At 41.9% G+C, this 13,564-nt stretch carries 13 protein-coding genes; 7 read left to right on the forward strand and 6 right to left on the reverse strand.

Annotation, left to right across the window (positions count from 1 at the left end):
• Positions 1-5: 5 nt before the first annotated feature.
• The 3 genes from JZO85_RS08985 to pnuC all read left to right on the forward strand — a co-directional run bounded on the left by JZO85_RS08985 (position 6) and on the right by pnuC (position 2,796).
• On the forward strand, positions 6-1,010 hold the full coding sequence (locus JZO85_RS08985; RefSeq protein ID WP_207108173.1) for an SIS domain-containing protein: 1,005 nt from the start codon (positions 6-8) through the stop codon (positions 1,008-1,010).
• Between the two features lie 279 nt (positions 1,011-1,289).
• On the forward strand, positions 1,290-1,997 hold the full coding sequence (locus JZO85_RS08990; protein ID WP_207108174.1) for a deoxynucleoside kinase: 708 nt from the start codon (positions 1,290-1,292) through the stop codon (positions 1,995-1,997).
• A 55-nt stretch (positions 1,998-2,052) separates the two neighbouring features.
• Complete coding sequence (gene pnuC / locus JZO85_RS08995; protein ID WP_207108175.1) at positions 2,053-2,796, forward strand: nicotinamide riboside transporter PnuC; 744 nt, start codon at positions 2,053-2,055, stop codon at positions 2,794-2,796.
• A 60-nt stretch (positions 2,797-2,856) separates the two neighbouring features.
• On the opposite strand, the gene JZO85_RS09000 is transcribed toward pnuC, so the two are convergent.
• Positions 2,857-3,759 (reverse strand): hypothetical protein, encoded by a 903-nt coding sequence (locus JZO85_RS09000; protein WP_207108176.1) that lies wholly within the window; start codon positions 3,757-3,759, stop codon positions 2,857-2,859.
• A 227-nt stretch (positions 3,760-3,986) separates the two neighbouring features.
• Between JZO85_RS09000 and JZO85_RS09005 the strand changes: the two genes are divergently transcribed.
• From JZO85_RS09005 to JZO85_RS09020, 4 genes are all read left to right on the forward strand, one after another.
• Positions 3,987-5,438, forward strand: coding sequence for a sensor histidine kinase (locus JZO85_RS09005; protein WP_207108177.1), 1,452 nt, complete (start codon positions 3,987-3,989; stop codon positions 5,436-5,438).
• 104 nt (positions 5,439-5,542) lie between these two features.
• Positions 5,543-6,481 carry an alpha/beta fold hydrolase gene (locus tag JZO85_RS09010; protein WP_207108178.1) on the forward strand — a complete coding sequence of 313 codons (939 nt, stop codon included), beginning with the start codon at positions 5,543-5,545 and terminating at the stop codon, positions 6,479-6,481.
• Positions 6,482-6,558: 77 nt separating this feature from the next.
• A complete protein-coding gene (locus tag JZO85_RS09015) occupies positions 6,559-6,954 on the forward strand; it encodes a hypothetical protein (protein WP_207108179.1) in 396 nt (131 codons plus the stop codon).
• 34 nt (positions 6,955-6,988) lie between these two features.
• Positions 6,989-8,704 (forward strand): ABC transporter ATP-binding protein, encoded by a 1,716-nt coding sequence (locus JZO85_RS09020; protein WP_207108180.1) that lies wholly within the window; start codon positions 6,989-6,991, stop codon positions 8,702-8,704.
• 54 nt (positions 8,705-8,758) lie between these two features.
• On the opposite strand, the gene JZO85_RS09025 is transcribed toward JZO85_RS09020, so the two are convergent.
• The 5 genes from JZO85_RS09025 to phnC all read right to left on the reverse strand — a co-directional run bounded on the left by JZO85_RS09025 (position 8,759) and on the right by phnC (position 13,525).
• A complete protein-coding gene (locus JZO85_RS09025) occupies positions 8,759-10,306 on the reverse strand; it encodes a bifunctional metallophosphatase/5'-nucleotidase (protein ID WP_207108181.1) in 1,548 nt (515 codons plus the stop codon).
• A 91-nt stretch (positions 10,307-10,397) separates the two neighbouring features.
• Entirely contained in the window at positions 10,398-11,201 is an 804-nt protein-coding gene (locus tag JZO85_RS09030; protein WP_207108182.1) for a metallophosphoesterase family protein, read from the reverse strand.
• Between the two features lie 2 nt (positions 11,202-11,203).
• Positions 11,204-11,986 carry a phosphonate ABC transporter, permease protein PhnE gene (gene phnE, locus JZO85_RS09035; protein WP_207108183.1) on the reverse strand — a complete coding sequence of 261 codons (783 nt, stop codon included), beginning with the start codon at positions 11,984-11,986 and terminating at the stop codon, positions 11,204-11,206.
• Positions 11,983-12,762, reverse strand: coding sequence for a phosphonate ABC transporter, permease protein PhnE (gene phnE / locus JZO85_RS09040; RefSeq protein WP_207108184.1), 780 nt, complete (start codon positions 12,760-12,762; stop codon positions 11,983-11,985). Before phnE (JZO85_RS09040) ends, phnE (JZO85_RS09035) begins: the two co-directional genes overlap by 4 nt.
• Positions 12,734-13,525: a phosphonate ABC transporter ATP-binding protein gene (phnC, locus tag JZO85_RS09045; RefSeq protein WP_207108185.1), complete on the reverse strand. Its 792-nt coding sequence runs from the start codon at positions 13,523-13,525 to the stop codon at positions 12,734-12,736. The genes phnE (JZO85_RS09040) and phnC overlap by 29 nt, the downstream gene beginning before the upstream one ends.
• Positions 13,526-13,564 lie beyond the last annotated feature (39 nt).

Below are 13,564 nucleotides of genomic sequence, written 5' to 3' on the forward strand. Positions count from 1 at the left end.
TAGACATGTTAAAATTTAATGAACAGCAGCAGATTGAGGATATTCAAGGCGCATTGGAATTACGTCCGCAGGTAGAAAAAATTATTGATGAGGTTTGGGAAAAGGGCTATGACAATATCTTCTATTTAGGAATTGGCGGAACCTACGCTTCAGCTATGCAGGCGGTTACCTATATGAACGGACGCAGTGATCTGCCTGTTTATGTACAGCATGCTGCAGAATACTATACAACTGGAAATCGCAGACTGACGAAAGACTCATTGGTCATTCTTTCATCTGTGACAGGAACAACCGAAGAAGTTGTGAAGGCAGTCGCTGAGATGAAAAAAGTCGGAGCAACATTACTTGGCTTCATCGACACAGCAGGAACGAGCTTGGCAGAAAGCTGTGACCATGTGATCACTTATCCAGCACCGGGAACGGAACAAATCAAATTCTTTATGGCTGCAGATCGTTTGCTGGAGAAAAATGGAGATTTCCCTGACTATGCTGAATATTATGCAGAATTAGAACAATATTTACCTAAAGGCTTGGTTGAAGCAGAAAAACAAGCGGAGGACTTCGGACGAGAATTCGCAGAAAAACATCGTCACGATGACATGCACTATTTTATCGGAGCCGGAAATCAATGGGGAGCGGTTTACTCTTATGCGATGTGCTATTGGGAAGAGCAAAGCTGGCTTCGTTCTAAGTCAATCCATGCTGCAGAATTCTTGCACGGCACGTTGGAGATCGTTGATGAAACAACTCCTGTAACCTTATTCCTAGGAGAAGACGAACAGCGTCCATTGGCAGAACGAGTAAAAAATCTATTGCCGCGCATTTGTGGAAACTACACGTTTATCGATTCAAAGGATTATCCAATTGAAGGGATCAGCGAAAAAAATCGCGGCAGAGTCTTACCGCATCTATTGATGCATTGTGTGACTCAACGGATTGATGCGCATGTTGAAAAGTTAAATTGTCATCCTTTAGATATTCGTCGTTATTACCGTCAGTTTGATTATTAATTAACAATACAAAAGTATTTCTCAAAAATACTTAACAAAAAGAAAGCCAAACGGTCATTTCACTTTCATTATTGAAAGTATTTTGATCGTTTGACTTTTTTATTTACTCTACAAATCAGTAAAGTAATCACCTTCATATTCGTAAATCCGAAAACACAATATATTGTGTTGTATTTTGTCTTATCACGAAAAACACACAAAATCTAGTCTTTACAATGAAAAAATTTAGGAGTACTATTATCAAGGATTTGAAAGAAAAATTTAGTTTACTATGAAGGGATGGATGAAACGATGCTATTGATAGCTGGTACGATCGGAGCTGGGAAAAGCAGTCTGACAGACATGTTATCACAGGAAATGAACTCAAGACCATTTTATGAGAACGTGGACGATAACGAAGTACTGCCATTGTTTTACTCAAATCCGGAAAAATATACGTTTCTGTTGCAGATATTCTTTTTAAATAAACGTTTCTTGGCTATGAAAGATGCCTTGCAGCAAGCCGATAACGTGCTGGATCGCTCGATTTATGAGGATAGTCTGCTTTTTCATTTAAATGCGGATCTTGGCCGAGTAAGTCAAGAGGAGGTGCTGCAATACGACAACTTGTTAGACACGATGCTGAAGGAGTTAGAGCATACAGCACCTAAAAAAAGACCTGACTTATTGGTCCATATCAAAGTTTCCTTTGACGTGATGCTGGAGCGGATCGAAAAACGCGGACGCGACTATGAACAAATCGCGGCGAACCCTGAATTATTCGACTATTATCGAATGGTCAATGAACGATATGAGAAGTGGTATGACAGCTTTGAAATCTGTCCAAAAATCCAAATCGATGGGGATCGCTATGATTTTGTAGCTGATCCGCAGGCAGCGGAGGCAGTTATTAAGCAGATCAAGGAAGAAACGAACAAATTAAACCTGCTTGAGTTCCAAAACTCAAACTATTATTCAAAAGAAACGATTGAAAAAGGCATTTTTTAGTATTTCAATTTTTTTGAACAAATAAAGAACGACCGTTTTCTAGAAGGAGCCAATTATGTTCACTTATTTCAAATTTTTACTTCACCAATTAAAAGGCTGGCCACAACAAAATTACTATTTATTTTTCTTTAGTTTAGGCTGCCAGGTGATGACCTTAGTCAATCAGCCGATCACACTGCTCACGGTGATCACATTTATCGGAACGACTTTAGGGGTATTATGTATTCTTTCTATTAATGCAGCGAAATCGGTCAATGGTATTTTAGGAATTATTTCCGCGATTTGCTTCATTTATGTCGGCTACTCAGCCAAGAATTATTTGAGTATCGGCGAACAGATCGCGTATATGATCACATTGGATATTCCCGTACTGTTAAGCAAGGAATGGAACCACAACATGGCGTCGAAAATCCGTAGGTTTACTGGAAAAACATGGTTCGTCGCACTCATCAGTACGATCATCGTCTACTTTGTTTCTGGCTATTTGATCCAAAGATTTACCGACGATCCTCGCCCGTGGATCGATGCCATCGCCTTTTCAATTAGTTTAAGTGCAGGAATTATCAGCTTCCTGCGTTACAATAATCAATATTTTTGGTGGCTGGCTTCAGGTCTTTCTCAGATGGTTCTTTGGTACATTTCCTTCAGACACGGTTCGGCAAGCTTGGCAATGTTTGTAAACAGCTCGGTCTATTTGATCAATGATGTTTTAGCCTTCACTGTGTCTCCGTGGTACAACAAGAAGGAACGGGAAAGAATGCAGCGGATGGAAGAGGAATATTATCATTTAAGCCATTAGCTTGAACAGAAGAGACTTTAATGACTATTTTCACGTCATTAAAGTCTCTTTTTTGTGCGATCATTCATCGGATAAAAGCCATTCAATTTCGTCAGTAATCCATGCTCCCGGTTTCTTTACCGGATCAAAGGCTACCCAAGAGCTCTTCATAAAAATCTTTTCCGCTTGCCAGCAGCCTTGTTTAGTTTGCTTTGCCTTCAAATATTCTAGGGCTTCGCGACACTCAGGCTGCCCTAACAGCTTCTCTGTTTTCATAACTCCTAATACTTCTATGATATTTGTCCGATAGGGGTAGGGATAAAAGAGTGTGATCAGATCCTCATATAAATAGTCCTGGTTGTTTTGATGAAAAATCACACGATGCTTCAGGATATAGTCCAGTCCCTGCTGTAATTTTGCTTGAAGTCCAGGGAAATCACCATATTTTTGCGAGTATTCAGAAAGCACCTTAACTGATTTTACAAGACCGTCATAACAAGGTGATTTGCCGACACATCCGCCAAACCGCTGAAAAAGGTCCGCTCCATGCCAACTGGAGGGTTCATTTTTATCGAATGGAAAATAGGTAAGTATCCATTGAAGGCCCTTTTCCGCCCATTGTTTTTTTCCAGCCCGCAGAAAAATAAGGGTACAAATTGCATGATGACAAGCCAAAATGCCATCGTTTTTCCCCGTTAGTGAAAAGCCATCCGGAGTATCCACAAAGTGATGAAGCGTCTCAAGCATCGTTTGAACTTGATCCAAACACTCAAAAGCAGGTATCTCAGAAAGTTCAGCCAGCAAAAACTCCAGCTTGCGTAAACCGGTGAAGGTATCTGTCCGGTAAGGGGCTGCTAAAATCGCGGCGATGATTTCTGATTTTGCTAAATAGGAGTGAATTTCCGCTGATTCCAGCGGCGTTTGAGCACGTACAGCTTTTTTTAATTGCAAGGCAGAATCCAATTCTGCTTCATTAAACATCATATCGACACCTCAAAATCCATATTAGTTGCTATAAGTGTAGCATTCTATGGTGGACTAGAACAGTTGAACTTGGCCGATAACCAAATCGCTGCTCATTGACCGACGAAAAAGAGAACAGGTATTATTTAAATAGGAATATTCTTTGAAAATTCAATGAACTATGAGATTTTAATTTAATAATAAGTTATTGTAAGGGTAATCAATAAACTGAATAGAAGAGGCTTCCTATGAGATATTTGTATCAGCAGTTATTAGCTTTTTGGCTGCTTATTATTTTAACCTTGGTTTTGATCAATGTATCATTTACGAATATTAATAAGCGGACATTAGCTGATCAGAACTATAATGAGATGATGAAGTATATAAAATCTGTCAATGCCACGTTAAATGGTTTTCATACAGATTTATCCGATTCTTTTTCCGAACCCTATGGCAACTTAAGCAGGGAAGAGATACTACCCTATTATCTGTTTAATGCAGAGCAAGTATTAGCGAATCAACAGATCAAGTTTGTATTCATTGATAGTCAAAAAAATATTATTTATCCAAAGAACAACAAGGAGCTTCAAAAATCCTTATTAGATGATTGGGAATGGGAACAGCTCAAACAAGGGGGAAACATCTCTAAAACCATCAAGTATGATCTTGATGGAAAGCCTAATCAGACCTCCTATGTTCTTTCGAATCGCTCTGTTTCCAATGAATTTAACGGCGTACTCATTGCATCAAAATCAGCTAGTGAAAAACTGATTTCGGATAATTTATTAAAAGGATTTATCATTTCATCATTGTTTGGCGGAGCGATCAGTTTTGGCCTTGCGGCTAGACAGGTGAAGAAAATAAATGACTTAAAACGCGCAGTCAATCAGATCGCGAATGGAAACTACGAAATCGAGATCGAGGAAAAGGACAATAAAGACGAATTCAACGAGCTGGCGCATGATTTTAATAAAATGGCAGTCGCTTTGCAGGAGAATGAAAAGGAAATTATTCGGCAGGAAGAATTACGGAAACAGTTTATGGCGAATACCTCACACGAAATGCGAACACCATTGACCACAATCAAAGGATTATTGGAGGGCTTTGAGTATGGGGCGATCCCAGAGAGCCAAAAAGAAAAAGCTGTTTCATTGATGCAAAACGAAACGGACCGCTTGATTCGATTAGTGAAGCAAAATCTAGACTTCGAAAATATTCGAAGTCAGCAAATTACACTATCTGCTACTACGTTTAATGGAACAGAAGCGATCAAAAATATCATCGCTCAATTAGGCAAAAAGGCAGAGTCAATGAATGATCAGATTGTTTTATTAAATGAGGAGACGGTTGCTATTTACGCGGATCATGATCGGTTTATTCAGATCATGGTGAACATCATTCAAAATGCGATTCAATTTACCAAAAATGGGGAAATAAAAATAGTTTTAAAGGAAACAGATTCAGATGTCCTCATCTCCGTTGAGGACAATGGCATCGGCATGACGGAAGAGGAGCAAAAAAATATCTGGGATCGCTATTTTAAAGCAGATCCGTCCCGAAAAAACACAAAATTAGGGGAGTCAGGGCTTGGTTTATCGATCGTGAAGGAACTGGTGCGATTGCATAGAGGTTCAATCGATGTTTTTAGTGAGAAGGATCAGGGCACGACCTTTACTGTTCGATTTCCTAAAGAAGGTTAAATAATAAAGGCTGCTGGTAAGATGATTATCAGCAGTTTTTTTTCGATAAAATGTTTACTAGATATTTGTTATACTTATAAAAATGGGAAAAAAGGAGAAAAGGTGTGTCAGTATACTTATTACTAATTGTACTTTTTGCGTTCATCTGTTTTGAAGGCTATCGATTTAGAAGTGACATTAAAGCTGCCTATGAGCGTTTGAATCACTATGAGGTGAAGTCCATTAATACTAGCTTTGGGAAAATGACCTATCTGGATGAAGGTTCTGGTGAAGCGATGATCATCTCTCATGGAATTTTTGGCGGCTATGATCAAGGATTGACAAGTCTGCGGCAAGTAGTAGGAGATCGACAACGAAAAATTTCCCCCTCACGTTTCGGCTATGTAGGGACAGAGCTGCCTCAGGAACCCACACCGAAAAATCAGGCTAAGGCCTTTGTAGAACTGCTGGATCAACTAAAAATTGAAAAAAGTTATGTTTTGGGAACATCAGCAGGTGGAGCAGCAACCTTGCGCATGGCTTTGGAGCACCCGCATCGAGTAAAAGGCATCATCCTTTTATCTTCCGGAGCACCTGATAAAAAGAGGTCACCAGATGAGGTGAAGGCGATGGGCCTACAAGGTCCCCCGCCAATTATCGTGAATGACTTTATCATGTGGTTTACGATGAAACATTTTGGCTTTATTTTCAATCACATGATGGGTTCAAGAGTTGTGACAAATACTCTTTTTGAAACGATGCTGCCTGCAACACCAAGACGAAAAGGAGTCAAGGCAGATAGTGAAATCACTAATACAGATATGACCTTAAACTACGAGGACTATCCGTTAGAGCAGCTGAATGTACCAGTCTTAGTTTGCCATGCAAAAGATGATCCCATGGCAAACTATGAAGCGATAGATAAAGTCATTCAACGAGTAACTGATGCGGATACCGCGATTTGTGAGACCGGTGGACATACGATTGAGGGTAATGGAGATTTTGTTAATCAAGCGATTCTTGATTTTATTGACAAAACCAATCGAGCGGAGAAATTCTCCTAAGTCATCCCAGAGCTTTCATACGTGATCCTCTTGTGATGGTCTACTTGTTTTAAACTGTATCAAGGAAAGGTGAGTCGATGAAAGCTATTATTTCAGGCAGTACTGTTTTTCAAGAAGACTATCTGCAGCTGCAAAAAGATTTTAAGGATAAAGGAGTTGACGTGATTGATTATCCGCGATTCAGTCAGAACCTAACAGCAGAGTACCCTCAAATTTTGACGAGCTTCTTTAAAAATATTGAAGCAGCCGATATCTTTTTTTTATTCAATCAAGATAAAAATGGTGTGTCAGGTCGTATTGGTGCGGCAAGCTTTTCCGAACTGACCTATTGTCTGATGCAAAATCTTATTCATAACAAAAAGATCAAGATTATTTTATTTAAGGAGCCGTCAAAGGAGAATTTTTGCTTTGATGAGGTGAGTCTCTGGCTGGAGAATGAGTGGGTGGAGGTGGCCTCGCTCAGCTTCCTGTAACCGAATTTTGAATGATCATAAAGGAGTTTCAACAATGTTAAAGCGTTTTTTTAGTTATTATCGTCCTTATAAAGGATTGTTTCTATTAGATTTTACCTGTGCTGTATTTGCGGGTCTGCTAGAGCTGGCCTTTCCAGTTGCGGTCAATCAGGTGATTGATAAGATCATGCCGCAAAAGGAATTTCGTGTCATTCTACTGGCCTGCTTCGCTCTTTTTCTATTTTATGTATTAAATACGGTCCTGCAATATATTGTCGTATTTTTTGGTCATCAGCTGGGGGTCAATATTGAGACGGATATGCGCCGGGAATTATTTGCCCATTTACAAACTCAACCATATGAATATTATGACAACCAAAAAACTGGGAAGCTGATCAGTCGTTTGACCACCGATTTGTTTGAAATATCAGAGGTCGCTCATCATGGTCCAGAGGATGTTTTTATTACAGTGATGACATTGGTGGGGGCGTTTTTGCTGATGCTCAACACACATGTAAAATTAGCGATCGCAACCTTTGCCGTATTGCCGCTAATCACGGTTGCTTTAGTCTTTTTCAATAAGAAGATGACCAATGTAAATACGCGTATTTATGAGGATTTAGGTGAATTTAACGCGGGAGTGGAGGCTTCTGTCAGTGGGATTCGAGTAACACAATCCTTTGCTAATGAGGAGTATGAATACCATCGATTTGGCGGGTTAAGTGAGGCCTATCGAAAATCAAAGATTCTATTTTACCGAATAATGGCCGTCAGCTCAGCGTATAACTACTTGTTGATTCGTTTAATCAATTTGTTCACACTGATTTTTGGCTCTTATTATGTGATCAAAGGGGAATTGACGAACGGTCAATTTGTCGGGTTCATTCTCCTTGCGAATGTTTTTGTTCGTCCGATCGAAAAGGTCAACACTATGATCGAAAGCTATCCAAAGGGGATCGCAGGATTCAAACGGCTCACAGAGGAATTAGATAAAAAGCCCACGATTGTCGATCAGCCAAATGCGGTGAAGGTGACACAGTTATCAGGAGATATTCATTATGAGAACGTATCCTTTTCCTATGGGGATGGAAAAAAAGTATTGAATCATGTGAATCTGACCATCAAAACAGGCGAAACCGTAGCTTTTGTCGGGCAAAGCGGCTCTGGAAAGACCACCTTGTGTAATTTGCTGCCGCGTTTTTATGAGGTGACGGATGGACGAATCACTATCGATCAGCTAGATATTCGAGAAATGACACTAGCCTCCTTGCGAAATCAAATCGGGATCGTCCAGCAGGATGTTTTCCTGTTTCCAGGAAGCATTCGCGAAAACATTGCTTATGGTCGATTGGACGCCAGTGAAGAAGAGATCCTGACGGCAGCCAAATTGGCCCATCTGGAGGGTGTTTTAGATAAAATGCCTGAGGGAATCAATACCCAGATCGGTGAACGCGGCGTTAAGCTTTCCGGAGGACAAAAGCAGCGAGTGGCGATTGCTCGAATGTTTCTGAAAAATCCGCCGATTCTGATTTTAGATGAAGCGACCTCCGCTTTGGACACGGAAACAGAACAGGTGATTCAGGATTCCTTGAATTCCTTAGCAAAAGGACGGACCACCATGATCATTGCCCATCGTTTAGCTTCGATCAAGCATGCGACCCGAATCGTCGTTGTTAGCTCTGAAGGAATCCTCGAACAGGGGACTCACGAAGAATTAATGGCAAAAGGTGGAACGTACCGCCAATTATATGATGCACAATTCAGAAAATAAAAAAACGGCCAGTCATAAAATCCTGTGGGAGATTACGACTGACCGTTTTTAATTTTACAGGCGCACTTGGAAGTTATGATTCACTTCTGCTTTGATGACTGGGTGGGCTTTTAAGTATTCTGCGATAAGTTCAGTCATATCGATTGGGATTTCCCGCACGATTTTTTCTGCACGGAATATCCTATAATTTCCGCCGCCGATCGCGCGGTATTGATTCGTCACAACTTCTAGCTCTTGCTCTAAAGTAATTGGCTTGCCTTGAAAGTCAAGCCGTGTTATCCGCTGACCAGCCGGCCGGCTCATATCGATCGTGTAATCAATGCCTTCATACATATCATAATTATAATATTGTGGTTTAGGATGGATAAACGCGGGATTGAACACGATCCGACCATTTTCCACCGCAAGATAATTCGCGGTCTGCTCCAGTGCGGATCGTAATTCGGCCCCATTGATTTTAATGACCGCTAAGGTGTTGGGATAGATGTAGTTGGTAATGACATCCCGCATCGTAATCGTCTTGCCAAATCCTTTTCCATCATTATTGAAGAGCGCTGTACCAGAGATTTTTGCACCGCTGGCGAATAGTTGGACGCGATTAATAAACTCGACGTATGGATGCTCCTCAATGCGTGCCTGCATTGGATCGAGAATGCGCATATCGCCTGACACTTCACCTAAAGTTTGATTCAGCCAGCTTTCCAGTTCTGCTTCAACTGGTCTGATCACTGAGAGAATTTCAGGATCAGGCTTCACCGCCTCCACAGAATGCAGCGCGGCACAGCTGTCAACGACAACAGCCTGATCGCCATTTTTTTCTACCGTTAACTGAATTTCTCCAATATGATTTCCTCGATACCCCGGCTGCACAATTTGAACGCCGTTGATTTTTGCCGCGATGGTTCGGTGCTGATGCCCAGTGAAAAGGGCATCAATTCCAGCAACCTCCTGCAGTAAGGCATATCCTTCATTTTCACCAGTCAGTGCTTCAGTCGCCTCACCCGTGGAGAGTTCCTTTTCAAAACCGCCGTGATAACTGACCACGACCAAATCTGCCTGCTGCTTCAAGAGAGGAATGTACTTCTTTGCAGTATCAACGATGCTTTCAAAAACCATGCCTTTAAGGGTTTCTGGTTTTTCCCAATGGGGGATATACTGCGTAGTTAGTCCCAAAACAGCGATCTTTATTCCAGCTTTTTCGATAATCGTATAGGCCTTGCCGAAATACGGCTGGCCTGTATGATTTAAGACATTCGCCGCTAGAACAGGCGCAGTATAATTTTCAATCGCTTCTTTTAAATAGTCAATTCCGTAGTTAAACTCATGATTCCCGATGACTTGAACGTCATAATGCATCCTATTGATCAGATCGGTTAGTTCCTTGGCTGAATGTTTTTCTTTGGCCAGGTAGTAGCTCAAGGGGGAGCCTTGTATGAAATCGCCATTCTCAATCGTAATCACTGGGCCTTCCGCTTTTGATCGAAGCTCTTTCAATTTTGCGGATATTTTAGCCGCGCCAAGGGCTAACGCCTCTTTACCAGAATAATCTGTGGGAGAAACATAGCCATGCATATCGCTGGTTTCAAGAAAAGTAATTTTCATTTTGGCTTCTCCTTTCTTCATAGTAGTTTTTTTACAATAATACAGAAGAGACCGAAGAAGCTGTCGCTGTTCGGTCTCTTCTCCAACTTGATTATTTACTCATATCAAGAGTCTTCAGAACATGGCCTGAAAGAAAATTCTCTGTTGTTTGCTGCGTCACTCGACCCTGTTGAAGGTGGTAAAGATTATAGCCGTGACGTTCTTCAAACCGTACAAGACCATCCCCTTCGTCCTCGCCGACAAAAGACATGCTGGACACTGTAAAATAGGGGATACCGGCGATGTCGTCGTTAAAAGTATGGTGGGTGTGACCATTTAGTATGCAGCTAATGTTGTAGGGAGCGATCAGCTGCAGGAAACGTTCAGCTCCCGGCCATTCTGGAATACTGCTTTGATGTGCCAGCAAATGATGGTGGGTTACTAAAACAATCGGCTGGTTTTTCTCCCGTTCCAACGTTTTTTCCAGCCACTGAAATTGCTGCTCATCCACAATACCATCCGCATGCCCATAGCATGAATTGTCAAAAGCAATCACGGTGAAGTCAGGTAGATATTCTACTTGATTATACGGCTCAGCGGAGGCTGGTTCATTACACCAGCCGACTCGAAAATGTTCCTTGATATCGTGATTTCCTAAAGTAACAACGACTTTGGTGTCTCCTAAAAAATTTTTCAGCCAATCCCGTAAATAGCGATAATCTTCTACCTCGCCATCCTCGGTTAAATCACCGCTAATGATCACTAGATCCAGCACTGTTTGCTGCTGAAGCTGCTTCAAGCATTGCTCCAACGGAATAAGCGGATTTTGCATCTTTGCGAGCATCCCTTTATAGCCTTCATCGCAGGCCTCATACTTTCTGCGAAAATGTATATCTGATATATGCAATATATTCATTTTTATCTCAATTTCTTTCTTATGATTCCGGTTATTTGATCTAAAATAAACACGGTAACAACAACACCGAGCAATATTATGCTGACCTTGCTCCACGAACGCGTTTGAATCGCGAAAATCAATGGCGCGCCAATTCCGCCAGCTCCAACTAGCCCAAGTGTTGCGGCACTGCGGACAGCAATCTCAAAATGATTTAACGCCAGGGAAGAGTAGATAGGCATCAGATAGGGAACACGTACATAAAAAATCGTCTGCCAAAAATTTGCTCCTACGGCATGCATTTCTTCCACCAGACGCTCGTCCATTGCTTCCATTTCTTCAGTAAATAATTTTCCCAGCATTCCAATTTGATGAACACCGATCGCCATGACACCGGCAAACGGTCCTGGCCCAACGACCTTCACAAAGATAATGGCAAAAACCAGCTCAGGGAAGGCACGCAGCACATTGCAAATAAATTTCCCTAACTTAGTGACCCAAGGATGCGCCTGCCATAGATTTACTGCACTGATTAACGTGATGGGGATAGCTAAAACGGTGGCAATCATCGTTCCTAAGCAGGCAATGCCGATCGTCAGCAACAGCAGACTCAGCAAGTCTTCGCCGCTGCCGTCATAGAGAAATCCCCAATCAGGTTGAGATAAGCCGCGTAAAACATCCATTCCCATGGAAGGTGAAAAAGTACGCAGTCCCGAATAGTCAAGCGTCATTGCTGAAAGGATAACAAGAATAATTACGACGATCAGTGAAAGGATCGTTTTTCTACTCATCTCACGAATCATCATAGAAGGGACCTCCTAACCTGCTCGCTCAATTTATCCACGAGTGCGACAGTAATCAAAATCGTCAGAATGATAATCGACACCCGTTCGTAATTCAGCAGAGCCAATGAGGAATTCAGGATTACTCCGATCCCGCCAGCACCAACGTAACCAAGAACGGTAGAGGCGCGAACATTGACCTCAAACGCGTAAAAAGCATAGCTGGCAAATTGACTCAATACCTGCGGGGCGATCGACCAGACAGCGATCTGCATTTTATTCGCACCAACTGCTGCCGCAGCTTCGATTGGTCCGAAATCAATCGTCTCAATTGCTTGGAACATTAGCTGCGACACCATGCCGAAGGTGAATACAGCGATCGTCAATACGCCTGTTGCTTCACCGATACCGAAAATTGCGACAAAAAGAGCAGCCAAAAGCAGGGTAGGAATGGTGCGAACCAAGCCCAGCAGAAAACGAAAAATCGTAGATAGCCAACGATTTTCAGTTACGACAGTCGTTGCTAGAAAGCTGATAGGGATCGCAAAAACCAGCCCAATCACAGTTCCCAAAAGCGACATTTGCAGTGTTTTGATCATCGGTTCGACTAATTTAGGCAAATAACTGAAATCAGGATGGATAAACCGCGATAAGAAGGCGGTCATCTGACTAGAATTTTGAAAAACCTGCGAAAATTCAGCTGCCGTTATCCAGGCACTGCCTTGAAAACAGGCAAATAGAAATAGAAGAATGAGCAGGTGCTTATACCACTTAAAGTGAACTGTCTCTTTCAAGCTCATCAAATTCGCCTGCCTTTTCTTCAAAAATTGCTTTGCCGTAAATCTGACTCAGCCGTTCGTCCGTCAAAGCTTCCGGTGTTCCATCAAAAACGACCTGACCCGCATTCAAAGCGATGACCCGAGTGGAAAACTCACGCGCCAGCGGCACTGAATGAAGGTTGACGATTACGGTTTTGTTCATTGTTTGATTAATTTTTTTCAGATCCTGCATGACTTTTTGAGTAGTGATAGGGTCTAGCGAAGCGACCGGTTCATCTGCCAAAATAATCGGAGCCTGCTGTACTAAAGCTCGAGCAATCGAAACCCGCTGCTGCTGTCCGCCGCTAAGCTCGTCACTGCGTGTTTGTAATTTATCCGATAGGCCGACCGTTTCCAGTGCTTCCTTCGTTTGCTGATAATCCTCTTTGGTGAAGAGACCAAAAATACTTTTCCAAGTCGAATAATAGCCCAATCTGCCAGAGAGCACATTTTTCTGAACCGTACTGCGCTTCACAAGATTGAAGCTTTGTGAGATCAAGCCGATCTGCCGGCGGATCGGCCGCAATTCCTTCTTGTTGGCTTTTGTAATAGAGGTGCCATTGATACGGATATCTCCTTTAGTAGTATCAACTAAACGGTTGATGCTGCGTAAAAGAGTACTTTTACCGGCACCGCTCAAACCGATGATGGAAACAAATTCGCCATCTTCAATTGTTAGGTTGATATCCTTCAGACCTACAACGCCGTTCGGATACACCTTTGAAACCTTGTCAAAAATTATCATGATCCGTCTCCATTTTTTAAAGTGTCAGCAAAATAAACT

This window comes from Candidatus Enterococcus murrayae, assembly GCF_017315985.1.
Taxonomy (GTDB): Bacteria; Bacillota; Bacilli; order Lactobacillales; family Enterococcaceae; genus Enterococcus_A; species Enterococcus_A murrayae.

What these genes read in the sequence shown, in the direction of transcription:
- JZO85_RS09005 (WP_207108177.1), top strand. Translation starts at nt 3,987, where the DNA reads ATGAGATATTTGTATCAGCAGTTATTAGCTTTTTGGCTGCTTATTATT.
- JZO85_RS09015 (WP_207108179.1), top strand. Translation starts at nt 6,559, where the DNA reads ATGAAAGCTATTATTTCAGGCAGTACTGTTTTTCAAGAAGACTATCTG.
- JZO85_RS08990 (WP_207108174.1), top strand. Translation starts at nt 1,290, where the DNA reads ATGGATGAAACGATGCTATTGATAGCTGGTACGATCGGAGCTGGGAAA.
- phnC (WP_207108185.1), bottom strand. Translation starts at nt 13,525, where the DNA reads ATGATAATTTTTGACAAGGTTTCAAAGGTGTATCCGAACGGCGTTGTA.
- JZO85_RS09000 (WP_207108176.1), bottom strand. Translation starts at nt 3,759, where the DNA reads ATGATGTTTAATGAAGCAGAATTGGATTCTGCCTTGCAATTAAAAAAA.
- JZO85_RS09020 (WP_207108180.1), top strand. Translation starts at nt 6,989, where the DNA reads ATGTTAAAGCGTTTTTTTAGTTATTATCGTCCTTATAAAGGATTGTTT.
- phnE (WP_207108183.1), bottom strand. Translation starts at nt 11,986, where the DNA reads ATGATGATTCGTGAGATGAGTAGAAAAACGATCCTTTCACTGATCGTC.
- JZO85_RS09030 (WP_207108182.1), bottom strand. Translation starts at nt 11,201, where the DNA reads ATGAATATATTGCATATATCAGATATACATTTTCGCAGAAAGTATGAG.
- phnE (WP_207108184.1), bottom strand. Translation starts at nt 12,762, where the DNA reads ATGAGCTTGAAAGAGACAGTTCACTTTAAGTGGTATAAGCACCTGCTC.
- JZO85_RS08985 (WP_207108173.1), top strand. Translation starts at nt 6, where the DNA reads ATGTTAAAATTTAATGAACAGCAGCAGATTGAGGATATTCAAGGCGCA.
- pnuC (WP_207108175.1), top strand. Translation starts at nt 2,053, where the DNA reads ATGTTCACTTATTTCAAATTTTTACTTCACCAATTAAAAGGCTGGCCA.
- JZO85_RS09025 (WP_207108181.1), bottom strand. Translation starts at nt 10,306, where the DNA reads ATGAAAATTACTTTTCTTGAAACCAGCGATATGCATGGCTATGTTTCT.